This is a genomic window from Paraburkholderia sp. RL17-347-BIC-D (assembly GCF_046027915.1).
Taxonomy (GTDB): domain Bacteria; phylum Pseudomonadota; class Gammaproteobacteria; order Burkholderiales; family Burkholderiaceae; genus Paraburkholderia.
Map to the genome: position 1 here is coordinate 57837 of NZ_JARESS010000037.1, position 22217 is coordinate 80053.

Sequence of the window (22217 nt, forward strand, 5' to 3'; positions counted from 1 at the left end):
TGGCCTGTGATGGGGCTGCCCGTCCTGCTCTCAGGCGCACCCGCCAGGTTTAAAGCTCGCGGAGGACCGTCGGGTCAGCCCCCGGCCTGTTCACGCAGGGCACTTACGCGATCGACATCGGCGCCATAGGTCCGCTTGCCGATGTAGAAAGCGACCGCCGCGACAAGGGGTGCAAACGGCACGAGTTGCAACGCGCCGACGAGCCCGATCCGGTCGGCCACGATGCCCGTCAGGATGGCAGCGGGTGCCAGCCCCAGCAGATTGTTCGCCAACGTCAGGGTGGCAAACGCCGACGCATGGATCGACGGTGGGGTGAGATTCGCAACCATCGCCCCCGAGGGGCCGGTCGCGCCTGCGCAGAAGAACATGCCGGCGCCGATCACCATGAGTTGTGCCGGCCCCGGCGACATCCGGAAACCGACCATCAGCAGCACGAAGCAGATCAGGCAGAAGGCGACGGCAGCGCTCCATTTCCTTTCCCGCCCATGCTTGCTGAGCCGGTCGGTCAGATTTCCGCACACCACCATGCCGAAAGCGGTGGCCAGCACGAACGCGGACGCGCTCATGGCCGCCTTGCCGGTGGGCATGCCGTAGTAGCGGTTCAGGAAGCTGGGCATCCACGCCCATACGGCCGCCGGAACCAGCAGATGAATGCCGCTGCCGACGTAGGCACACACGACCGACCTGGTCGAAAAGAGTCCCTGCATCAAGCTGCGCAAGCTCATGCGCACACCGGCGCCCTGTGTCTGACGGCGCGCGTTTGCCGGCTGCAGCGGCGCGAGCCGCTCTTCGGTGATGGCAAACCGATAGATGACGACCAGTATGATCCCCAAGGCCGCCATCGCGCCGAACGCCGCGCGCCAGCCCAGGTGAGCCGCGACTGCCCCGCCCAGCGCCATGCCCAGCACTGAACCGAGCGCGCCGCCGGCCATGAACGCTGCGGTGAGCGTGGCGCGCAGCCGTGCCGGAAAGATGCTCAGGACGACCGCGATGCCGACACTGCCATAGGCGGCTTCACCGATCCCAACGAAGGCGCGCGCGAGCAGCATCTCGCCATAATTCGTCGAAAGCGCGCAGCCGAGCGTCGCGAGACTCCAGATCGCCGCCATCAGGACAATGCTCTTCACGCGGCCCCAGCGGTCGGCGAGCACCGACAGCGGAAACGTGAGCACGCCGACCATCAGCGCGACCACACTGCTCAGCGAACCCAGCCGCGTGTCGGACAGGTGCCATGTGGCCTTGAGCATGGGAAACACCGCATTCAGGACCTGTCGCGACATATAGTCGGAGAGCAGCAACCCGACCGTCAAAACAAATACCACCCATGCATACGCGCGCACGTCTTTTTGCGCCGTCGAAATATTGCCAGTCGTAGGCTCGGCATGCGTGAACATGAGTCGTCTCCTTCGTGTTCAACTCGTTGGTGACCGCCTTTGCCCAGCAGGACAAAGGCGGCCTTTATGGATACCGCGCGGCCCTCACCGGCATGCCGGCGGGCCCTACTTTCTAAAACGCGGCATCCACGAAACGTCTGCCGCGCTCCAATCCCTTACGCCGCGCGCAGCGGCAGGTTCTTCACGCCGGCCTTGCGATTCGGTGTCATGCCGTTGGCCGCGAGTGTCTCGTCGGCCGTTTCGTATTGCACGCCGATGCGGTAGATGTCGCGCGCTTCCTTGCCGGAGGCGATCTCGCGGCCCAGTTCGCGCGCCACACGCACGCACTGTTCGATCTGCTGCACCGACGTCATCCGGTTGCCGTGCGCGTCGATGATCGTGTCTTCGATCCCGCAGCGAGGATGCAGGCCCATGGCCATCGCCATCATGTTGAACGGCAACACGTTCTTGAGCAGCGACTCGGCCGTGAGCGTGCAGCCATCCGGCGCGCGGTGCACGAAGTTGAAGAAGTTGAACGGGTTCGGGCCGTCGAAGCCGCCGCCGATACCGATCCACGTCAGGTTCAGCGGCCCCTTGTAGATGCCCTTGCGCACCAGGCGATCGAGTGTCTCCAGCGCATGGATGCCCGTGAGCTGGAAGTGCGGCTGGATACCCGAAGCCTGCAGGCGGCGCAGGTGCTCCTCGACCCATGCCGGGCCGGCGGGAACCGTCATCTCGCTATAAGCGGCCATGAACGCAGGGTTGGACAACGAGGTGCCTTCCAGGTACTCCGGATAGAGCAGCTCCATGATGTTCATCTGCGTGGTGTTGATCGCGACCGTCACCTGATCGGGCTTCGGGTCGAGATCGGCTAGCATGTGACGCGTGTCGTCGGAAAGCCACTTCGCCGCCTGGCCGTCGTCTTCCGGTGCAAACGAGATCGAGCCGCCCACCTGGATGATCATGTCCGGCACAGCCGCCCGCACGCCGGCGATGAGCTCGTTGAATTTCGAAAGGCGCTTCGAGCCTTTGCCATCCAGTTCGCGCACGTGCAGGTGCAGGACGGTCGCGCCGGCGTTGTAGCAGTCGACGGCCTTCTGGATCTGCTCTTCCATCGTCACCGGAATGTCTTCAGGAAAGTCCTCCGGCATCCATTCCGGGCCGTACGGAGCGGTCGTGATCACAACCTTGTCCTGGTTCTCGGGGTGCAGCGAATCGTCGAGGAATTGCATCGTGTTCTCCAATAGGGTGACGGGTATTCCGACGCTCGCGACACGGCTGGCCGCTTGACAACTGGTCGGAACATGATGAACCGTTGAGATGCACGATACGGCAATCCTGCGCTACACTTTTACGATACGGCGCCATTCTTTTCGGAATTCATGCCACTACGCGTTAACACCGGTACGTGCGGCAGGCATCTAATCAGCAGACATGGACACGGGCACAGGGACGCTGCCGGCGACAGGTGAGCGGAGACATAGCGATGGAAACGATGTTGCGCGCGGTAGCCATGAGCGGCTATTTCGATGTGACGCGGCGGGTCGGTCTGAACCCGGTCGAGCTGGCGAAGCAGGTCGGGATCGATACCGCGGCGCTTGCGAATCCGGACGATCGCATTCCGGCAGCAGCCGCGTGCCGGCTGCTGGAACTGACGGCCGAAAAGGCGTCGTGCCCGACTTTCGCGCTGCAGATGGCCGGGACGCGGCAAAAGTTCGGTACTGGTGTGATCAATGTCCTGCTCGCGCATAAGCGCACGCTTCGCGAGGTGCTGCTGGCCGCGGCCCAATACCGGCATCTGCTGAACGAAGCCCTCGCCATGCACGTCGAGGACGCCGGTGAATCGGTCACCATCCGGGAAGAACTGGTGGTCGAACCGGGCACTCCGACGAAGCAGGCGATCGAACTCGCGGTCGGCGTGCTCGGGCGCCACTCCAGCGCCCTGCTCGGCAATCACTGGAAACCGCGTTCGGTCCATTTCGTTCACCAAGGGCCGGCAGACCTGACGTTTCATCGACGGTTCTTCGGCTGCACGTTGGAGTTCGGAAGCGATTTCAACGGTTTCGTGTGTGCGGCCGCCGATCTCGACTACCCGAATCCCTCCGCTGACCCGGAACTGGTGCGCTATGCCGAGAGCCTCGCCGACTCGCTCAACGTGGCGGGTGCCGATTCGACCGCGCTGGAAGTGCGCAAGGCAATCTACCTGCTGCTGCCCCTTGAGCAGGCCACGGTCGAACTGGTTGCCCGCCATTTGCGTCTGAGCGTTCGCACCATGCAGCGCCAGCTCGAACTGGCGCATACGAGCTTCTCGAGTCTGGTGGACGAGGTTCGGGGCGAACTTGCCGTGCGCTACATGAGCAACCCGCGCTATCCGATAGGGCGGGTTTCGGCGTTGCTCGGATATTCACAGCAGGGCTCCTTCACGTACTGGTTCAATTCACGCTTCGGCGTGACCCCGCGCAACTGGCGCAACAGCCATCTGAAATGATGGCGCCGCCGACCGTCGCTCTGTTGTACCCGCGGCTAGCGGCCGGCAACCTCGATGCCCAACTCAGCACGCGCCTCACGTCCACCGATCGGCCCAGGCAGCATCAGGCCTGCCGCTCTTCTTTCGGCTGCTCGGGACCGGATTGGTCTTTCACCCATCGCCAGAACAGTCGATACCCGACCGCAAGCATCACTGGACCGATGAACAGGCCGATGACGCCGCCCGATACCATGCCGCCGAGCGCGCCGATCAGCACGACAGGCATCGGCACGGCGACGCCGCGTCCCAGTAGCAATGGCTTGAGCACGTTGTCGACGAGCCCCGCGACGAACACGTAGACCGCGAAGATGATCGTCGTGGTACTGACACCCTCGGTGACGATGACAAAGACGATCACAGGCGCCGTGATCAGCGTGGCCGGCAACTGCATGACGCCGATCAGCAGCACGGCGAGCGCCAGCAGGCCCGCACCGGGAATGCCCATCATCACGAAGCCGATGCCAATCAACAACATCTGGATAAACGCGATCCCCACCACGCCTTGTGCCACGGCGCGAATCGTGGCCGTACAGAGCTCCGTGATCTGCGGGCCGGTCTCGGGACCGGAGATGCGCGCAGCGATCTGCGCCGCGCTTTTATGACCTGTCTCGCCGTGAGCCATCAGAATCCCCGCGACGATCAGCGCGACGAAAAAGATCAGCAGTCCCGCCGACAGGCCGGTGACCGTGGCGAGCAATGCAAGTCCGGCTTCCTTGAGCTGAGGTGCGAACCGGTGCGCGAGACCGGTGAGGTCCGTCGAGGCCTGTTGCCAGAAGTCGTGCACCTTCTGCCCGACCAGCGGCCAACTGGCAACCGAATCGGCCGGCGCAGGAATGTGAAAGCTGCCGCTCTTGATGACGGCCACCACGCTCTCCAACGAGTCGGCCACCGCAACGCCCAGCATATAGGTCGGCACGAGAATGACGGCAAACGCAACCAGAATGATCAGAGTGGCGATCAGGCCGTCCTTGTTGGCAAGCGTACGCCTGAGTCTGACCTGGAGCGGATACAGCGTGATCGCGAGGACGAGCGCCCAGACCATGAGGTTGAGGAACGGGGCGAAGATCCGGAAACAGAAAACAGCCAGAACGGCAATGAGTCCGGCACGGATCAGAACATCGAGCAATTGCCTGGACAACACCCGTTCGGTAATCGGTGTGAGCAACATAACTTGTCTCCCAGCAGGTCGCCTCGATGATCTGCTGGCGACAATCCAGGGCACGCCCATAACCATGGTAGTCGGAACAGAACCATGCCACTGCACCCATCTCTCTGAAAGATAGTCGATTCATCGCCAGCGAGTTGTTCATGCTGGGCGTGACGGATATCGCGACCGCTTCCGTGCGGGTAGATGCGCCGCCGGCTACGTCCGCGTGGCGGGCTGATCGACGACCGGGCCCGCGGCGCATTCGTACGCCCGAACGTCGTCCGCACCGGACGCGCGGCGCTCCGCCAGCCCCGCGCCCGTCACTACCGGTCAGGCAGGCTGGCGTATCTGGGGCAGGCCGCGTTTCACTTTCACAGATTCAGCCTTGTCACCTTGGCGCCGTTGAGCGAAGCGTCCGCCATCAGCCCGGCATTGGTCAACACGAGGGCCACGACCTGCGAGGAGACTGATGTCGTGTCGATTGTGCCGTTCGCACCCACTTTCAAGATTGACACCGCCGCGTCGCCGCCAACCGACCACCCAGCCGCGTTGCGGAACTTGTCGAGCGCGTCCCGCGTCATGAACATGAAAATGACTGCCGTCGACTGGGCACCGGCCTGGAATCCAAATGAAGCAGCCGCTGTGCTGTAGTAGCCCGCTGTCGTGCCACCCACACGCAATGCGCCTTCGCCATACTCTGCCCCAGCAATGAAGGCCGCCTTCTTCACATCCGGGAACACAAGGATGCCTTGGGCTTTCGCTGCGAGTTCGTGCGAGCCCTTGATCGTCGCGAAAAGCCGGCTCAACGTACCGTCAACACTCGCGTCGATCGCCTGGCGCTTCGATGCATCGGTTTCAGGGCTTTTGCCGCTGCCCGGCGTCACGGAGCAGCCCGCGAGCGTCAAACTCGCCGCGGTGCTGACAGCCGCTACTTTTAGTACAAAATTCCGTCTGTTCATCATCGACCTCCATTGTGTTTCCGAGGTAAATCCCCGGTGCGTGAGTCTCGCCGCTCCATCCTTCGATCCCGTTCGATCCGGCGCTCTGACAACCGAGCGCGACGCGCCAGGCCGTACGGGCCGACACTAGGTCCTCTCACCTTACTTGCCGGCTCCCTTACCCGGACGGAGCAGCAGCACGAAGCAGGCGACGCCGAGCACCATCGCATACGCCCCGATATGAACAAGAGCCGGGCTCTCGTAAAGCAAGCCTCGGATCGACGACGCAATTCCACCCAGCGCTACGAATACAGCAATCACCGCCAGGACGATCCTGCTTTCTGCGCTCGCCATAGTGAGTTCTCCCGGCTGCATCGTTTGCCATCCTCAGCATTTGGTCGGCGCCGCCGTTCCCGAGGGATGTGCGTGCAGCGTCGGCGGTGGAGCGTTTCCGCCATTTTTCTCGAGGTATTTGCAGGCACTGACGATGTCGCCGGCGAGTAGTTCCGCCACATTGCGATTGATGTGCGGCCTCACCACGACCCGCAGGCTCGTGACCGTCTCGGCATTGGGCGGCATGGTGTAGGCAGCGAGTACCCAGCCTTTCTCACGCACCTTGTTCGACACGTCGAATTCATTGAAATTCTTGATCTTGCTAGCGAGTGTCACCGCAACCACAGGAATCCGCTGCGCCTCGTTCATGACGTTGAAGTACCCGCTATCGACAAGAATTCGCCGCAACGCGATCGCATTGTCCAACGTATGCTGCATGATTCTTCTGTAGCCTTCGAAGCCGTGGCGGATGAACATGTAGTACTGCACGGCCACCTGAAAGGCGTTGCGACTGAAGTTCAATGTCGCGGTCGGCATTTCGCCGCCCAGATAGTTGACATAGAAAACAAGTTCTTCGTTGAACACCTTTCGTTCGCGAAAGACGACCCAACCGAGGCCGGGAGGAACCAGGCCATATTTATGCCCCGACGCATTGATAGACTGCACGCGCGGCAGCCGGAAGTCCCATTTGTAGTCGGGATAGAGGAATGGATTGACGAATCCGCCCGATGCTCCGTCGATGTGCATCGGAATCGAAATGCCAGTCCGTTTCTCGTAGTCGTCGAGCCAGTCATGAATGCCCTGGATATCGTCGTCCTCGCCAGTGAATGTCTGTCCCGCGATGGCGACGACAGCGATGGTGTTTTCGTCGACGTACTTGTCGAGACTCTCCGCCGTCAACCGGTAGTTGCCTGGACTCAACGGCACGATGCGCGGTTCGACATCGAAGTAGCGAAGAAACTTTTTCCACACGATTTGCACGTTTCCGCCGGTCACCATGTTGGGGCGAGTCACATCCTTGCCCTCGCCTTCCCTTTTCTTCCGCCAGTTCCACTTGTGTGCGAGACCGGCCAGCATGCAGGCCTCGGACGAGCCTACCGTCGCCGTGCCGTATGGCTCCACTCCTTTGGGGCCGTTCCATAGCTGATGCAACCACTTGACCATGCGAGTTTCCATCGCGAACACTTGCGGATACATGTCGTGGTCGATGTAATTCTTGAAGATGTTGCGTTTCGCCGTTTCCGCGGCCTCCGGTTCGGCCCACGTGGTAACGAACGACGACATGTTCAGCATCGGGTTCGCATCGGTCCACTCGGAGCTGATGACGATTCCGGCCGCTGCGCGGGCGGACATCCCGTCTTTGGGGAATTCATTCTCCGGAATGGGGAAGTTGAATTCGTCATAAGGCGTGATCTTTTCGATTGACGTGCTCATCTGGCAATCCTCACTGAAAAGAGGTTCCATGCGCAAGCCGCGGTGGCCGGCAGGCTCTACGGAGTGTCCAAGGTCGATGTCTACAGAACCCTATTTTTGTCGAGCGTATTGCCGGTCGAGGCGTTGTAGCGTTCGACATAGTCGGCAAGCAGCGCGCGAATGGCGCGTCCTATCTTTCGATAGTCGGACTCGTTCAGGTTCGCGAGCGACACTCGACCGGACGGATGAGCCGTACCGAATCCGCGCCCCGGAAGCAGGACCACGCGCGCTTCGCGCGCCAGCCTGAAGAGCAATTCGGTTGGTTCCGTATTCTTCATGAGCCACTCGACAAAATCGCGTCCGTACGCGCGCTCGCCAAGAAACTCCATGTCGAGGATTGTGTAGTAGTCGACCTGGTTCTTGTCGTTGTCGTCGAACGAAATACCGATTTCTTCATACAGCGCCCGTTTCCGGCTGCGGATCAGCCGTTTCAGCGCATTCTTGTATGCGTCAGGCGTGTCCATCAGCGAGAACAGCGAGAACAGCACCATCTGCACCTGCTGCGGCGTCGATAGGCCCGCCGTGTGGTTCAGTGCGACCGTTCGGCTATCGGCGACCAGGCGGTCGATGAACTTGAGCTTGTCCGGCTCGGTCGTGATCGATTCATAACGCTTGTGCAGTTCCTTCCTTGCGTCTTTAGGCAGGTCGGCGATCAACTTGTCGAGAATGTTGTCGCGGTGCGTGACGATCGTGCCCAGACGCCAGCCGGTTGCGCCGAAGTACTTCGAGTACGAGTACACAAGGATGGTGTTTCTCGGCGCGAGCGCGAACAGCGACACAAAACCGTCGGCGAACGTGCCGTACACGTCGTCGGTCAGCAGAATCAGATCAGGCCGCTCCTTCACGATTTCGGCAATGTATTCGAGACTCTCGTCGTTGATTCGCACGGACGGCGGATTGCTCGGATTGACGAGGAAGAACGCCTTCACCTTTGGATCGCGAAGCTTGTCGAGTTCTTTCTTCGAGTACTGCCAGTTCTTCTCCACATCGGCATTCACATTGACGACGGTTAGCTGATAGTCGTTCAGGGTCGGAATTTCGATGTAGGGCGTAAAGATGGGCATGCCAAGCGCGATCGTATCGCCCGGCTTGATCAACCGGTTCTCGCGCATCGTGTTGAATATATAGGTCATCGCCGCGGTGCCACCTTCGACCGCAAAAATGTCGAACTCGCCGATGAACGGATGGTCACCGATCATCTCACGACGCAGATACTGGCCGACGATTTGCTCCGACAGCTTCAGCATCCGGTCGGGCACAGGATAGTTCGACGCCAGAATGCCCTCGCACATCTCATACAGGAAGTCGCCGGCCGACAGTCCGAGCTGATCGCGCACATAGGATACGGCGCTAGCCAGGAAGTCGATGCCCGGCACGCCCTTGTTCCCGCGCAGGAACAGTTCGAAGCGCTCGACGAGTCCGTCGCGCTTCGGAAAACCGCCGATGCCTTCCGGCATGTACGCGAACGAACGCTCCGCTTCACGCATCGCAAACAGACCGAGTTGCCAGAAGCCATGACGTGGAATCGTCGCGAGAAAATTAGGATTACCGCGACCGGCATTGAGCATCGCAAGGTTCGCGGCTCGCTCCACTGCGCCGCCACCCGCTGCCTTGATCAACTCATCTTTCAATTCGAACGGACTGAGCGCCGCCAGCTTCGCGGCCTCATCCGATTCAGCTTTGTCCCGCTTTGCCATTTGCTGTCTCCACGATGAAGTTTCCGGGATAGGCGTCGCCAGTCACGACGCACCGGGCTAGGACAGGATCATCACGATCACCATGCCCCAGATGGTCAGAAGCGTATTGCCCACCGCGTAAGTCACGGTATATCCGAGTCCCGGGATCTGGCTTTTTGCCGAGTCACAGATCATCCCCAATGCCGCGGTCGTTGTTCTCGCTCCGGCACACACACCGAGCAGGATGGCCGGATGAAAATGGAACACGTAGCGAGCGATGAACATGCCGAGGATCAGAGGAACAGTGGTAGCGAAGATGCCCCACAAGAACAGACCGATGCCGAGGTGCTGCAATCCGGAGACGAATCCCGGTCCCGCTGTGAGGCCGATCACGGCAATGAACACGTTGAGGCCGACCGAATTCATGAACCATACCGTGGGTTCCGGGATGCGGCCGAAGGTCGGATGGATTGCCCGCAGCCAGCCGAATATCAGACCGGCAATCAGTGCGCCGCCCGCGGTCGACAGCGTGATTGGAATGCCCGCGACATCGATGACGATCGCACCCACCATCGCGCCGACGGTAATCGCCAGGCTGACAAACGCAACGTCTGTCAGGTTGGTGGCCCGGTCGAGTACGCCGAGTACTTTCGCCGCGGCGGTCGTATCCTGCGTGCGTCCGACGATCGTTATCGTGTCGCCGCGATGCAACTCCGTACTCGGTAGAATAGGTATTTGAGTTTCCGTGGGGCCCCGTTTGATCTTCCTCAGATAAATGCCGCGCGCAAGCGGCGAGTTTGCAAGTTCCTGCAACGTCTTGCCGTCCACTTCCTTGCTCGTGACATAAACGTCCACGCCCTCCGCGGGGACTGCCAGAAGCTCGGGGTCGTCTACTTCCGTGGCCCTCGCCTTGCGAACGGCGACCAGCTCACCGCCTGTCTCGTCACTCGTGCCGCTTGCCCCGAACACCGCGACGAGCTGGTCCCGAGGACCGGCTATCGCCACCACATCGTCGGCCTGCAGCACCTGATCGAGCGTGGCTTCGGAGACGGTGCCCCCACGCCTGATCCGTTCGATATACAGGCGCATCCCTTTCGGCTGGAGCGCTTCGAGCTCACTGACGGTCTTGCCGCAAGCCGGGCTTCCCGGCAAGACCCGATAGGCACGCAGTTCGTACCGGTGCCAGGCCTGGTCTGCACCACCCATTTCTTTCGTACCGCCCAGACTGGCCTCGTACTCCTTGCATGCCGCAACCAGGTCAATGCGCAACAGCTTCGGCCCGAGAGTCGCGAGGATCACCGCGGAGCCGATCGTGCCAAAAATGTAAGAAATGGCGTAGGCGGTCGGCATCGCGTCCAGCAGTGCTTTCGCCTGATCGGGTGGTAACGCAAGCCGATTGATGGCATCCGTCGCAAGCCCCATCGACGCGGAGATGGTCTGCGAGCCGGCGAAGAGTCCGGCCGCCGATCCGATGTCGTAGCCGGCCAGTCTGGCCGCGATAACCGCCGCGCCTAGACACAGCAGACATTGCACCACAGCAAACAGTGCCTGCGGCAAGCCGTCTTTGGCAATGCCGCGCACAAACTGCGGCCCCACCCCATAGCCCACGGCGAACAGGAACATCAGGAAGAACACCGACTTGACGTTGGGCGATACGGTGATGTGAAGCTGCCCGATTGCGATGGCAGCCAATAGCGTCGCCGTGACGGCACCCAGACTGAAGCCCTTGAAGCTCTTTCCGCCGACCCAATACCCAATTCCGAGTGACAGGAATATCGCGATCTCGGGATAGCGCTGTAACGTTCCAGCTAGCCATGCCATGGTAGCCCTCGTCTGCAGTTCACCCATTGACACCGATGTGCGAGCGGGTGCATTGATAAACGAATTGTGGTCGCCAGTCTTGATTGAGAAATATTCCCGTCTCTCAAATCGGTATCTCCTGTACTACAATGATTCCTCTCGCGGTACGAAACAATACGACCTTGGTCTCACAGACATACCCCTGCCTGGATTTTCCGAATACTCCAGATCTTTAAGAGAATGGAGTGATGGAAAATGACAGAAAGAAGTCACCGGATATTCGCCCGAAGCACGGCAACGGCGCTCCGAATGATTCACGCATAGCGGGCTGGGCATCATCGCAATGGAAGGCGAGCGCATTGATTGCAGCCTGGTCCGGCTGTTCAGGCGAGACCCTCTGCAAGTGGATTTACCAGAACGAAATGAAGCATCGGGTGCGACTCGCCTTCACCTCAGGTTCTTGCTCGTTCGACATACCAGTTGCCGACTTCGATAGCGAGTTCGTGACTTGGCAGTCGCACCCGGTTCATTGAATTCCCCCGCGGCGGGGGACGCCTCCGCCAGCTCATTGCCTCAGTATCTTCCAGAGGCCGTTGCCGTGCTTACAAACGGTGGGCATCCAGCTTTGCGTCTGGCCCTTTGCGATAGCCACGAGCGTCGTCGTCCGACAGGTTCGATCGCCCTTGTGCGAGGTATCGTGCGGAGTCACCGTGCCCTTGATGGATACGGGGTTGCCGGTGCCCGCGTTGTTCCATTCCAACGTTTCACCATCCTTCTTTGTCTCAAGCGCGGTCTGCGCGGCGTCGTTAAGTGCTTTCCGGTCAGCTTCCCTCATGTAACTGATCGGCGTATCTTTCAGGAAGTTCAGGTTTCCAGCGTAGCCGACAGTCGCTCCGGCCAGCAGAGCCGCACCTATCAACCAGTGCGGTAGAACGTGTATCGCAACGCGAGATTGGGCGGGCATCGGTGTATCTCCCTCAATAGCGGATCCGGAAAGCAATAGCATTGCCCTCGGCGCTGGCACGACAAAAACAGCGATAGCGTCATGCAGATGCGCTGAGAGACACGGCCTCGCGGCCTCATCCAACCGCTGCCTGCTCTATCCGTTGATGTGAGCGGCTGCATCGGTTCCGTCGGTCATACTTTTCGTGAATGGAATTCGTCGACGAAGTCCGCGACCTAGTTGCACCGATCGATGAGACCGAGGCGATCTTCGAGACCCTCGGCGCGAAGCATATCTCGCACGTCTCCGTGCGCGGCGACCACTTTCATCTCTATCGCGGCTGTCTGAAGTGCTTCATGCAACGTCTTGAGCATTCGCGCGCCCGCCAGATCGACAACGGGCGACGCGGACAGGTAAAGATCAGGAGTCTGACCGGCTCAGCGGTGGAGCGGATCTTCAGCCAGACTATCTCGCGCACGTGTCTCGCCGGTGAAATTGACCAATGAACTGAGACGCAGCAACCACGCAATGAGGCACATGCCAGCTATCAGCACGGCCGTTAGTGCGGCGATCGAGGCCCAGCGCGGCGGATCGCCAGCCGCCATTGCAGCTTATAGGTGAGCCAGTGCGATACCAATCGGACCTTGGTCTTAGATCATCGATCTCAGAGACTGACGAGGCGCCGAACGGCAAAAATACGACCTTAGTCCGATTGCGCGCGGTATGACGGGAACGCAATGATAAAAGCCAACCTGCCGTTGTTGCACACACATCGCCCAGCGCGAGATCCCGGCAGAATTGCCATGACGGTGTCGGTTACGGGCTCGCATTCAGGTGACCGGTGACCGGTGACCGGTGACCTGCATTAGCGTGGGCTCAAGCAAGGAGCTGCCGTGAATACGTTAACGAAGTACTGCGTTTTTGCCACTTTAGCCGCATTGATATCAGTTGACGTCGCCGCGCAGGGAAAGCCAATCGCTTATCCCGCCAAGGGTCAAAGCCAGCAAAAACAGCAGCAGGACGACGGAGCATGTTATTCGTGGGCCAAGACTAACACCGGAGTCGATCCAACTGCCGTGGCCAACGCCCCGCCGCCGCCTTCTGGACCGGCAGTGGGCGGAGGCGAACGCGTTCAAGGCGCGGCGCGTGGCGCGGCAGGCGGAGCGGTGATCGGAGCCATAGCCGGTGACGCAGGAAAAGGCGCGGCGGTCGGCGCCACGGCCGGAACGATGGTCGGCGGCTCACGCGCCCGGCAAAACCGGCGCGCTGCGTCGACATCGGCGCAGTCGCAGTCGCAAGGCGCCATGGACACCTTCAACCGTGCCTACGCTGCTTGCATGGAAGGTCGTGGCTACACGATCAAGTGAGCGGCATCGTAAGGGCAACGCGACGCGCGTCCGTCATGAAGGAAAAGGCGGCCAATCAGGCCGCAAAACACGATGCGCGTATGCGTCAAAGGACAGCAGCATGAGAGACAGCAAGCTCACCATCGTGGCGACGCTCGTGGCTCTCACCAACACGGGGTTCGCACAGACGGAGCCACCCTCTGTGCCAGCTACCCGGCACGGGGCATGAGAGGCCTTCCGTCAAATCAGCAACCGCCCGGCTTCCGTCAACATGCTGCGGACCGGCAGAAGGTTGCTACGCTGAAAGCGCACCATCGCGTAGGCGCGCATCGTCTCCGGACTCGCAGGCAAACGGGCTATCCGAAACTCTATTTCTTCTGCCGGGCGGATGCCCACTTCCTCCACGATGACGTTCAACCGGTCCAGCCGGAATGTCTTCTTCAAGATGTAGAAATGCGAGTCCGGTGACGACAGCACGCCGCAAATCACATCCAGTTCTCGCTCCAGCGCTTCGGTCTTCAGGCCCAGACTCGCCAGAGCCTGATTGTTCTCTTCGATGCGCGCCTGCAGGCGCATGGCTTCCGCTGGGTTGCACGACGCTTCGCTGCCCAGCAGCGAGCGCACCCCGGCCCCCTGCCGTTCGAGCAGTGCAAGACGTGTCCTGAGCAGCGCCCGCTCCTGTTCGAGCGAACCACGCCGTGACTCGTCCGCCTCGATTTTGCTGATTCCCTCGAGCGCAAGCTGGTCGACGACCCGCAGCACGATTTCCCGCCGAAGCGCTGCTTCCGACACACCGCAAACGCGCACCTGATGATCGCTAAAGCTGACCGTCGTCTGCACGACGTCGGTCCGGATCGTTGCCCCATGTTGCGCCACGCCGAGAATGCTCTTTTCCATGATGGCCATTCCGAGCACGGCGAAGGCTTCCTCCGCCTCAGGGTGATCGCGGAAGTAGGCGCGCACTGCCTCCGAGTGGCTAAAGACCGCGCAAACATCATCAGGCGCGGCAAAAAAAGCGTGAATGTACGGATCCGTTGTCCAGGCAGCCGCGCTTGCTTCACACGCGGGGGGCACCTCTTCCGCGAGGCGCGTCAGATAATCGATCGCTTTGCGCACTGCGGGCGCCATACGTGCCTCGTAGTCACGCGCGAGACGCAATTGCGGACTGAGCTTGACGATCCGATCAACGATTTCCTTCGTCTGCTGGACATCGCCTTCTTCAGGTGTGCGTTTTCCGGTCAACAACCACGACAGCAGACCCATGTTCCGCTCCAGCCGATATCTATGATTCGTCACGCTCAGGAAGAAGCAGCGCGGTGATCGTGCGGTTCTTCCAGTACATGTTGTGGACACGCGTCTGCAGTTTTCGCAGGCCGTCGGCAGTCACATCGTTGAAGATCACCAACGCCGCCGGCCGCGAGCCCGCACCGGCTATACGGCGGATCTCACTGCACTGAGGAAATCCGTACCTTATCAAGAACTCGCTGATTTCCTCATCAGAGACGGTTTCTTCCACATTTCCAAGCAGCAGTTCAGCCATGATGGTCGCTCCTTGCCAGTTGCCCTAGGCCATGATGTTCAGTCCGCCGTCGATATACAACGTGGAGCCGGAGAGCCGTCGCGCATACGGCGTGGCCAGAAACGCGCAGGTGTAGCCCACGTCCATGATGTCGACCACTTCGCCCAGCGGCGCACGATGTACGGCCTCGTTGAGCAGCAACTCGAAATCCTTCAGGCCCGAAGCTGCGCGTGTCTTGAGCGGGCCGGGAGAAATGGTATGCACCCGTATGCCCTTTGGCCCCAGCTCAAATGCCAGATATCGCGTACAGGCTTCGAGGGCCGCCTTGACCGGCCCCATCACGCTGTAGTTTGGCACGACTTTGTTCGCGCCGTAGTAGCTCATGGTCAGCATGGTTCCGCCGTCTTTCATTAACGGCGCGGCAAGGCGCGCCATGCGTACGAACGAATGGCAGGAAATGTCCATTGCGCTCAGGAAGCCGTCGCGCGAGGATTGCAGCAGTCCGCCATGCAAGTCCTTTTGCGGCGCCCATGCCACGGCGTGAACGAGGATATCCAGATTCCCCCACACCTTGTCGACCTGCTCGAAGACGGCCTCCAGTTCGCCGTCATGCGTCACGTCGAGCGGCATGAAAATCTCTGCGTTGAGCGCCTGTGCAAGCGGTTCCACGTAAGGCTTGGCCTTGTCGTTCGCGTAGGTGAGCGCGAGACTGGCCCCGAGCTCATGAAATGCCTTTGCACAACCGTACGCAATCGAATGCTCGTTGGCGACGCCCGTGACCAGCGCTCTCGCCTCCTTCAGGATCAACCGCGGTTGTTCGATCGGCATGGTGGAACTCCTTCATAGAAAGCCTGCGATGGACAATGTTCGCGATGCTTGCCCGGGTTTCCGTGGTCCGCCAGTTAGCTTCACAACGCCGAAGCACCGGTAACAGACTGCGTATGCCGGGCGATCATGAGTTCCTCGTTGGTTGGAATGGCCCACACCGATACCTTGCTCGAAGGACGGCTGATCAACGGGCCGCCGGCCTGATTGGCCGCGTCGTCCAGTTCGGCTCCTAGCCACGCCGCGTCACGCACCACCCGTTCGCGAATCGCCGCCGCGTGCTCGCCGACGCCGGCCGTGAACACAAGGCCGTCGATACCCTGCATAGCCGCGGCAAGACTGCCGAGTTCGCGCGCAATCCGGTACGTGTAGACGTCGAGCGCAAAGCGCGCATGCGGATCGGTGCTCGCCAACAATGTGCGCATGTCGCTCGAGACACCCGACATGCCGAGCAGACCTGAGCGCTTGTATATCAGGTCTGCGATTTCCTGCGAATCCATCTTCAGTTCGTCGAGCAGATACAGGATGACGCCGGGGTCGAGGCTTCCGCAACGGGTGCCCATAGGCAGCCCATCCACGGCCGTGAATCCCATCGTGCTGGCAACGCTCTTTCCCGCGACCATTGCGCACATGCTGGCACCGTTGCCGAGATGCGCCACGACGATACGCCCGCCCGCAGCGGCCGGCGCGACCTCCGGCAGCACGCTGGCGATGTATTCGTACGATAGCCCGTGAAAACCGTACCGGCGCACGCCCCGCTCCGCAATCGACGCAGGCAGTGCGTATGCCTTCGAGGTTTCCGTCTGCGTGTTGTGAAACATGGTGTCGAAGCAGGCAACTTGCGGAATCTCGGGGCGCAATTGCGCGATGATCCGAATCGGTTTGAGGTTATGCGTCTGATGCAGCGGTGCAAGCGGGCTGAGGCATTCCAGTTCGTCGATCACGTCGGGCGTCGCCATGACCGCCCTGGAAAATCGCTGGCCGCCGTGCACGACCCGATGACCGACCGCAATCAGGCGATGCCCCTCGCCATGGCTGCGCAGAAAACCTGCGAGATACTCGATTGCGCCAAGATGACCCAGTTGGTAGTCGGTGCCCCATTCCTCGGTATCCACGTCGCCGTCCTTACCCGTCGAGCAAAAACGAGGGTTCGTGTACAGCGCTTCGACCTGACCGTGCAGGACCAGGTCGAGGCGAGGCGTTTGCGCGTCGAATGCACTGAACTTCAAGCTGGACGAGCCCGCATTCAAGACCAGGATCACATCGGCCATATCGTCACCCGATTACCTTGCCGGCCTCGCGCCGCGCTTTCGCCACCAGCGCGGCAACCGCACACGACGCGAGACGCGTGGTGACGGAGTCGGCGCGGCTGGTCAGAATGATCGGTACGCGCGCACCGAGAACGATGCCCGCCGCATCTGCTCCAGCAAGAAAGGACAGGCTTTTCGCGAGCATATTGCCGGACTCGAGGTCCGGCACCATTAGCACGTTGGCCCGGCCGGCGACCGGAGAATCGATCTGTTTGATTCGCATGGCTTCGACATTGATCGCGTTATCGAGCGCGAGCGGGCCGTCGACCAGCGCGCCGGTAATCTGGCGCCGGTCCACCATTTTGCAAAGCGCCGCCGCTTCGATCGTCGACGGGATTTTTGGATTGACCGATTCGGTTGCGGACAGGATCGCTACACGCACCTCGTCAAACAGCAACGCGTGTCCAAGATCGATTGCGTTCTGCAGAATATCGACCTTCTCCTCCAGCGTCGGCGCGATATTGATAGCGGCGTCGGTGATGATCAGCGCATGTTCGTACTCCGGCACGTCCATGACGAAACAGTGACTGATGCGTCGAGCGCTGCGCATGCCGGCATCGCGCCGGATCACCTCCGCCATCAACTCGTCTGTGTGCAGACTGCCTTTCATCAATGCCTCTGCCTTGCCTTCCCGCACAAGTTGCACCGCTGCGGCGGCCGCGGCATGGCTATGCGGCGCATCGACGATCGTAAATTCGGATATCTTGATGCCATGCTCCTCGGCAAGCGACTCGATACGCGCGCGCGGTCCGACCAGCAGCGGCGCTATCAAGCCCATCCCGGCCGCCTCCACGGCGCCTGCGAGCGAGCTGTGGTCGCACGGATGCACCACTGCGGTCGGCAGTGGCGGCAAGTTCCTGCAGTACTCGATCAGGCGCTCATACTTCGCATGTCTGGGTTCCATCGACGTTCCCCTCGTGGTTCTGCATTGCAACACGGGTCATGTGCGAACCCGGTCGGGCAAGGACCCCTGACGCTTGCGACCGACGCGCGATACGAGTACGGCGCGGATGCGTTCGAGCGCCGCCAGTTGCTCGTCGTCGGGCGCCGAATTCAACACGCGTTCGTCCGCCATGAGCTTTCCAAGCAGCTCCAGGAAGCGCTCACGGTCCTCGACGCGGGTGAGCAACGTCGGCAGTGTCGCAATGGCCGCTTCGGGTTCGTAACGCGCGATGATCTCCTGGACACCTCGTATGCGCCGCCATTGGTCCGCACTGATGTCCGGCAGATAGTCCGTATAGATTTCAGCCAGTTCCTTGCGCATCTCCAGTCGCGCGAGCGGCAAAGACGCACCCTTGCGTGCGAGAAGGAACGCCGCGCGCGCCAGCGCCTCCGTGTAGCCGCCTTCGCTGATCGACTGCAACGCTGCCTGCACGAACGGCGTGTCGCGAGGACCGGTTGTGAGCGTTTCCACATTGGCGCCGTCGGGTGAACGGTCGGCAAGAAACATTGAATACATGTTCGCGTAGATGCCGAAGAAACCGGCCTCGGTCGCCGCATCGCGCATCGCACGGTAGTAGTCGAGCGACGCGCCGATGATTTCCGATCCGGTCTCTTCAAGCTTGCGCCAAGGGTTGTCCGCGGCGGCCGGTTGGCGACTCTCTCTGACCGCCTGCGCGGCCGGATGCAACCATCCGAGCCAGGGATTCATTCCAGACAACGCCCAGCGCTGAAGCCGGAGTGGATGAAACTCGCGCAACATGCGGGCGCTCGTCTCGTTGGACATCGCCTGCACCACGGGTTGCGCGACAAGTTCGTAGACTCGCTGATTCAACTCCGACAGCGCGGCCACCGCCTCGAACGGCTTCTCGTCCACGCGCCCGAATCGGTTGAAATGCGCGGAGATGTCCTCGAGCCGGCATTCACGGAATTCGACTTCGTATTCCGTCTCCCCGGACCCGCCTTTGACTTCGTTGATCGACATGCCGTAGAGGCCCGGCGGAAATGTTTCGATCGTCTCCAGCACGGAAACGATCTGCTTATGCTCTTTCTTTGCGACCCTCCCGGAGACGAAGATGCCGAGATGGCCAATATCCTCATGCATCAGGCCAACGATCACCTGCCCTCGCGACTTGATCTCTTCCGTGCTTTTGTAGAGGTCCACGACCCAGTTGAACGCTTGTTGAGGCGGCGTGATGTTATCGCCCATCGAAGCGAACAGCACGATCGGCGAACGGATCTTGCGCAGATCGAACGGCTCGCCGTGACCGCTGCTTACTCCCCCCGACCAGAGCTTGTTGCCGACGAACAGATTGCGCGTGATCCACTCGATCTCCTCGCGATTCATCAGGTAATAGCTTCCCCACCAACGCTCGAATTCCAGAAAACGCGCCGGCTCGGTATCGATATTCGCGAACAGGTGGTAATACTTTTCCCAGAACGTGTTGGCTGGATTCAGATTCTCGAAGTTCTGCACCAGATGGGCCCCGTCGAATTTGCCGTTGCCCAGATCCGCCGCATACGATGCGAGCCACGAGCCCCCGAGAAGGCCGCCGGCGTAGCGCATCGGATTGTCGCCCTCGCCTTCGCTCCAGGCGCCGCTCCAGTACGACATCGGTGCACCGTTGATGACGATGGGACCGGTCTCGTCCGGATCGGAACTCGCAAGCATCATTGCCGCCCAGCCTCCCTGGCAGTTACCGATGACCGCCGGCTTTGGACTCTCCGGATGCAGCGAGCGAACCTTTCTCACGAACTGCTGCTCGGCGCTGCAAACGTCGAGCATCGTCTGGCCGGGCTCGGGATCGCGAAAGAACACCACGAAAAAAACAGGATGTCCCGCGCGAAGCGCGACGCCTGCCTGCGAGTCGTCCTTGAAACCGCCAATGCCGGGACCGTGTCCGGCACGTGGATCAATGATCAAATAGGGACGCTTCTTCACGTCGATATCCACACCTGCGGGTGGACGAAGCTGCAGCAACGCATAGTTGACCGGTCGCTCGAACTTGCGACCGTCGAGCACGATGTCATACTCGAAATGCAGCACCGGCGTCGGACTACCGGCACTTCGTTCGACGAACTCGGTTCCGCGCTGGTATAGCGTGTCCCAGAAGAGAAGCGAGCGCTGCGCGACGTCGGTGACGTATTGCCACGTATGCAGTGGATCAAATGACGCCGGAATGGCACCCTGCGAGCGAATGTCATCCTGATCGCGGGCAAGCGCATCGCCTAGTCGTTCATTCAAATTCTCCTGCGCGACCTGGGTACGCCTTTGCAGCACGCGGGAGATTTTCGCGGCAATGTCCTGACTGCGGGACAACTGCGTTCTTGCGTCCATTCGGCGACTCCTGAAAGGTGCACGAGGCGAGCACAGCCCCATGGCAACGACCGCGCGGTTCGCGCGCTCTTTTCGCGCCGCCGCCAACATGCTTCCCGACAGTCGGGTTGTGCTCTTTTTCGCGCACGCAAACAGGTTTTGGCGCAACGGCGGAGCACTCGCCGCAGCCTTTGCCGCAATGCCACATGGGAGCGCGATTGCATCAAGCCGCACTATCCGATTTTTGTTTTCATGGTGTGGCGACTTCCGATATCTGCCAATCGGACCAAGGTCCTATTCCTCCGTCGGAGGGCGACAGGTAGGCTCGTTGCCTATGCTCTCTCATATACTTCAGGTGCGGGCGCGCGTTCATTTCCACGCGTGATCGCGAGCCCAGGGTCGACAATGAGACGTCGTCCATGCCGGTGGGCGCCAATCCAATACAGCGCAGTCGGACTTCTGTTTTCAGTCACCACCACGTGCGCTCAGGAACTCGAACCACGCACCTATTCTCCGTCGCCCATCGGCACCCATTTCCTGGTCGCAACCTGGGCCTATCTTTCTGGCGACGTGCTGACCGATTCTTCGTTACCGATCTCAGGCGTGCAGGCTCGGTTCAACATCTACTCGCTTGGTTATGTCTCGACTTTTAGCCTCGTGGGGCACACCGCATCGTTCGGAATCGCGGCGCCCTTTGCGCGCGGCAATGTCAGTGGAAATGTGATCGATGCACCGACGCAAGTGCATCGCGCCGGCCTTGGCGACATCCGGCTGCGCTTCGCCTTCAATCTTTTCGGTAATCCGCCTTTGCCCGTCGAGGCGTTCATCAGACCACAGTCGACCACTTCGGTCGGCACGAGCCTCACGATAGTCGTGCCCAGCGGCCAGTACGTGGGCTCCCGGCTCGTGAATGTCGGGGCGAACCGGTACTCGTTCAAACCTGAAATAGGGGTATCTCAGCCTCTGGGCGACTGGTTTGTCGATGGGTCCGCGGGAGTGTGGTTCTTCACGAGCAACAATAACTTCTTCGGCGGCAATCAGCGCTCTCAAGCCCCCTTGATGGCGTTCCAATTGCACAGCGGCTATACCTTCCGCCCCGGACTCTGGATCGCAGCCGACTTCGGATACGCCGCTGGAGGCCGAACGTCGGTCAACGACGTGCCGGGTGAGGATCGCCAGGCCAACGTGCGTTACGGTGTCACCTTTTCCTTGCCGATCGCACGAGGCTGGTCGACGAAGCTCGCGTATTCGCACGGTCTTGTCACACGCGCCGGGGGCAACTTCACGTCCATCGCCTTGACGCTGCAGTACCGCTGGTTCGACCGCTGAAGAGGCCGCGGCGCCTGCGAGTGCAACACGGGCTTGCCAATGGCACGTCGCGCCATTTGGCTTCGGCCAGATACGAGAGGACTCCACGGCATTGCCGGGTAGACACGGAGTGCCTGCTAGAGGCAAGTTGGCTATTACTTGATGTTTCCTGCAATTCGGGAAATCCGATCCCTGACGACACTGATCGCCTGTTTGAGCGCGTACACATCCTGAAAATAGCGCTGCGGTATCCGTATCTGACTGGCGTGTGCATCGATGTCCTCGATTTCATCGCGCCATTGCGTAATCTGCTCACGGGTCGGTTGCCTGTTTTTCCATATTTCATCTTCCAGCGCTTTGATTTCGCGGTACCAAACCGCGAGCCGTCTCTTGATCCGCCCCTCCACCATGCGCGGCAACGCCTGTAGCAAGCCGAGCATTAT

General features: G+C 60.7%; 20 protein-coding genes and 1 pseudogene. 5 read left to right on the forward strand and 16 right to left on the reverse strand.

Translation table 11 applies throughout. The annotated features are described in order from the left end of the window. Window positions 1-74: 74 nt before the first annotated feature. Together P0D96_RS34550 and P0D96_RS34555 are read right to left on the reverse strand one after the other, a co-directional pair. Entirely contained in the window at window positions 75-1394 is a 1320-nt protein-coding gene (locus P0D96_RS34550) for an MFS transporter (RefSeq protein WP_408318138.1), read from the reverse strand. A 155-nt stretch (window positions 1395-1549) separates the two neighbouring features. Beyond that, window positions 1550-2605, reverse strand: a complete 1056-nt coding sequence (locus P0D96_RS34555) for a beta-keto acid cleavage family enzyme (protein WP_132383167.1) — start codon at window positions 2603-2605, stop codon at window positions 1550-1552. A 254-nt stretch (window positions 2606-2859) separates the two neighbouring features. On the opposite strand from P0D96_RS34555, the gene P0D96_RS34560 reads away from it, so the two are divergent. Next, window positions 2860-3861, forward strand: coding sequence for an AraC family transcriptional regulator (locus P0D96_RS34560; RefSeq protein WP_408182187.1), 1002 nt, complete (start codon window positions 2860-2862; stop codon window positions 3859-3861). A gap of 103 nt (window positions 3862-3964) precedes the next feature. Here the strand turns inward: P0D96_RS34560 and P0D96_RS34565 are convergent, their stop codons facing one another. From P0D96_RS34565 to aspT, 6 genes are all read right to left on the reverse strand, one after another. Next, the gene (locus tag P0D96_RS34565; protein ID WP_408289613.1) at window positions 3965-5068 is read right to left on the reverse strand and encodes an AI-2E family transporter; all 1104 of its coding nucleotides are present in this window, start codon (window positions 5066-5068) and stop codon (window positions 3965-3967) included. A 350-nt stretch (window positions 5069-5418) separates the two neighbouring features. After that, entirely contained in the window at window positions 5419-6006 is a 588-nt protein-coding gene (locus P0D96_RS34570; RefSeq protein WP_408182183.1) for a BPSL1445 family SYLF domain-containing lipoprotein, read from the reverse strand. Window positions 6007-6147: 141 nt separating this feature from the next. After that, entirely contained in the window at window positions 6148-6339 is a 192-nt protein-coding gene (locus P0D96_RS34575; RefSeq protein ID WP_408318140.1) for a DUF2964 family protein, read from the reverse strand. Between the two features lie 33 nt (window positions 6340-6372). Further along, window positions 6373-7752 (reverse strand): glutamate decarboxylase, encoded by a 1380-nt coding sequence (gene gad, locus P0D96_RS34580; RefSeq protein WP_408182181.1) that lies wholly within the window; start codon window positions 7750-7752, stop codon window positions 6373-6375. An 80-nt stretch (window positions 7753-7832) separates the two neighbouring features. Beyond that, window positions 7833-9488, reverse strand: a complete 1656-nt coding sequence (locus tag P0D96_RS34585; RefSeq protein ID WP_408182179.1) for a bifunctional aspartate transaminase/aspartate 4-decarboxylase — start codon at window positions 9486-9488, stop codon at window positions 7833-7835. A gap of 57 nt (window positions 9489-9545) precedes the next feature. Beyond that, complete coding sequence (gene aspT / locus P0D96_RS34590; RefSeq protein ID WP_408182177.1) at window positions 9546-11288, reverse strand: aspartate-alanine antiporter; 1743 nt, start codon at window positions 11286-11288, stop codon at window positions 9546-9548. A 227-nt stretch (window positions 11289-11515) separates the two neighbouring features. Between aspT and P0D96_RS34595 the strand changes: the two genes are divergently transcribed. Continuing rightward, a complete protein-coding gene (locus tag P0D96_RS34595) occupies window positions 11516-11800 on the forward strand; it encodes a hypothetical protein (protein WP_408182175.1) in 285 nt (94 codons plus the stop codon). A gap of 32 nt (window positions 11801-11832) precedes the next feature. Here P0D96_RS34595 and P0D96_RS34600 read toward each other — a convergent pair whose 3' ends face one another. Continuing rightward, the gene (locus tag P0D96_RS34600; RefSeq protein WP_132383157.1) at window positions 11833-12231 is read right to left on the reverse strand and encodes an RT0821/Lpp0805 family surface protein; all 399 of its coding nucleotides are present in this window, start codon (window positions 12229-12231) and stop codon (window positions 11833-11835) included. 188 nt (window positions 12232-12419) lie between these two features. On the opposite strand from P0D96_RS34600, the gene P0D96_RS48755 reads away from it, so the two are divergent. Both P0D96_RS48755 and P0D96_RS34610 read left to right on the forward strand, forming a co-directional pair. After that, on the forward strand, window positions 12420-12716 hold the full coding sequence (locus tag P0D96_RS48755; protein WP_459252579.1) for a hypothetical protein: 297 nt from the start codon (window positions 12420-12422) through the stop codon (window positions 12714-12716). A 387-nt stretch (window positions 12717-13103) separates the two neighbouring features. Continuing rightward, on the forward strand, window positions 13104-13577 hold the full coding sequence (locus P0D96_RS34610; RefSeq protein ID WP_408182169.1) for a glycine zipper family protein: 474 nt from the start codon (window positions 13104-13106) through the stop codon (window positions 13575-13577). A gap of 219 nt (window positions 13578-13796) precedes the next feature. On the opposite strand, the gene P0D96_RS34615 is transcribed toward P0D96_RS34610, so the two are convergent. From P0D96_RS34615 to P0D96_RS34640, 6 genes are all read right to left on the reverse strand, one after another. Beyond that, the gene (locus P0D96_RS34615) at window positions 13797-14684 is read right to left on the reverse strand and encodes a hypothetical protein (RefSeq protein WP_408318142.1); all 888 of its coding nucleotides are present in this window, start codon (window positions 14682-14684) and stop codon (window positions 13797-13799) included. Between the two features lie 154 nt (window positions 14685-14838). Next, complete coding sequence (locus P0D96_RS34620) at window positions 14839-15096, reverse strand: RNA-binding protein (RefSeq protein WP_132383151.1); 258 nt, start codon at window positions 15094-15096, stop codon at window positions 14839-14841. A gap of 24 nt (window positions 15097-15120) precedes the next feature. Then, complete coding sequence (gene fabI / locus P0D96_RS34625; protein ID WP_408182164.1) at window positions 15121-15903, reverse strand: enoyl-ACP reductase FabI; 783 nt, start codon at window positions 15901-15903, stop codon at window positions 15121-15123. Window positions 15904-15983: 80 nt separating this feature from the next. After that, the gene (locus tag P0D96_RS34630) at window positions 15984-17171 is read right to left on the reverse strand and encodes an acetate/propionate family kinase (RefSeq protein WP_408182162.1); all 1188 of its coding nucleotides are present in this window, start codon (window positions 17169-17171) and stop codon (window positions 15984-15986) included. 4 nt (window positions 17172-17175) lie between these two features. Beyond that, window positions 17176-18114 (reverse strand): phosphate acetyltransferase, encoded by a 939-nt coding sequence (locus P0D96_RS34635; protein WP_408182161.1) that lies wholly within the window; start codon window positions 18112-18114, stop codon window positions 17176-17178. 36 nt (window positions 18115-18150) lie between these two features. Further along, on the reverse strand, window positions 18151-20487 hold the full coding sequence (locus P0D96_RS34640) for a DUF3141 domain-containing protein (protein ID WP_408318145.1): 2337 nt from the start codon (window positions 20485-20487) through the stop codon (window positions 18151-18153). 360 nt (window positions 20488-20847) lie between these two features. Here P0D96_RS34640 and P0D96_RS34645 point away from each other — a divergent pair, with 360 nt between their 5' ends. After that, complete coding sequence (locus P0D96_RS34645; RefSeq protein ID WP_408318146.1) at window positions 20848-21795, forward strand: transporter; 948 nt, start codon at window positions 20848-20850, stop codon at window positions 21793-21795. 134 nt (window positions 21796-21929) lie between these two features. Here the strand turns inward: P0D96_RS34645 and P0D96_RS34650 are convergent. Further along, window positions 21930-22217: pseudogene (locus P0D96_RS34650) on the reverse strand (TAXI family TRAP transporter solute-binding subunit); the annotation flags it as partial.

Bases quoted from the DNA above. Each gene is read 5' to 3' on its own strand.
- P0D96_RS34595 (WP_408182175.1), top strand. From the start codon at position 11,516: ATGGAAAATGACAGAAAGAAGTCACCGGATATTCGCCCGAAGCACGGC.
- aspT (WP_408182177.1), bottom strand. From the start codon at position 11,288: ATGGCATGGCTAGCTGGAACGTTACAGCGCTATCCCGAGATCGCGATA.
- P0D96_RS34640 (WP_408318145.1), bottom strand. From the start codon at position 20,487: ATGGACGCAAGAACGCAGTTGTCCCGCAGTCAGGACATTGCCGCGAAA.
- P0D96_RS34585 (WP_408182179.1), bottom strand. From the start codon at position 9,488: ATGGCAAAGCGGGACAAAGCTGAATCGGATGAGGCCGCGAAGCTGGCG.
- P0D96_RS34550 (WP_408318138.1), bottom strand. From the start codon at position 1,394: ATGTTCACGCATGCCGAGCCTACGACTGGCAATATTTCGACGGCGCAA.
- gad (WP_408182181.1), bottom strand. From the start codon at position 7,752: ATGAGCACGTCAATCGAAAAGATCACGCCTTATGACGAATTCAACTTC.
- P0D96_RS34630 (WP_408182162.1), bottom strand. From the start codon at position 17,171: ATGGCCGATGTGATCCTGGTCTTGAATGCGGGCTCGTCCAGCTTGAAG.
- P0D96_RS34620 (WP_132383151.1), bottom strand. From the start codon at position 15,096: ATGGCTGAACTGCTGCTTGGAAATGTGGAAGAAACCGTCTCTGATGAG.
- P0D96_RS34575 (WP_408318140.1), bottom strand. From the start codon at position 6,339: ATGGCGAGCGCAGAAAGCAGGATCGTCCTGGCGGTGATTGCTGTATTC.
- P0D96_RS34555 (WP_132383167.1), bottom strand. From the start codon at position 2,605: ATGCAATTCCTCGACGATTCGCTGCACCCCGAGAACCAGGACAAGGTT.
- P0D96_RS34600 (WP_132383157.1), bottom strand. From the start codon at position 12,231: ATGCCCGCCCAATCTCGCGTTGCGATACACGTTCTACCGCACTGGTTG.
- P0D96_RS34565 (WP_408289613.1), bottom strand. From the start codon at position 5,068: ATGTTGCTCACACCGATTACCGAACGGGTGTTGTCCAGGCAATTGCTC.
- P0D96_RS34560 (WP_408182187.1), top strand. From the start codon at position 2,860: ATGGAAACGATGTTGCGCGCGGTAGCCATGAGCGGCTATTTCGATGTG.
- P0D96_RS34615 (WP_408318142.1), bottom strand. From the start codon at position 14,684: ATGGCGCCCGCAGTGCGCAAAGCGATCGATTATCTGACGCGCCTCGCG.
- fabI (WP_408182164.1), bottom strand. From the start codon at position 15,903: ATGCCGATCGAACAACCGCGGTTGATCCTGAAGGAGGCGAGAGCGCTG.
- P0D96_RS34570 (WP_408182183.1), bottom strand. From the start codon at position 6,006: ATGAACAGACGGAATTTTGTACTAAAAGTAGCGGCTGTCAGCACCGCG.
- P0D96_RS48755 (WP_459252579.1), top strand. From the start codon at position 12,420: ATGGAATTCGTCGACGAAGTCCGCGACCTAGTTGCACCGATCGATGAG.
- P0D96_RS34635 (WP_408182161.1), bottom strand. From the start codon at position 18,114: ATGGAACCCAGACATGCGAAGTATGAGCGCCTGATCGAGTACTGCAGG.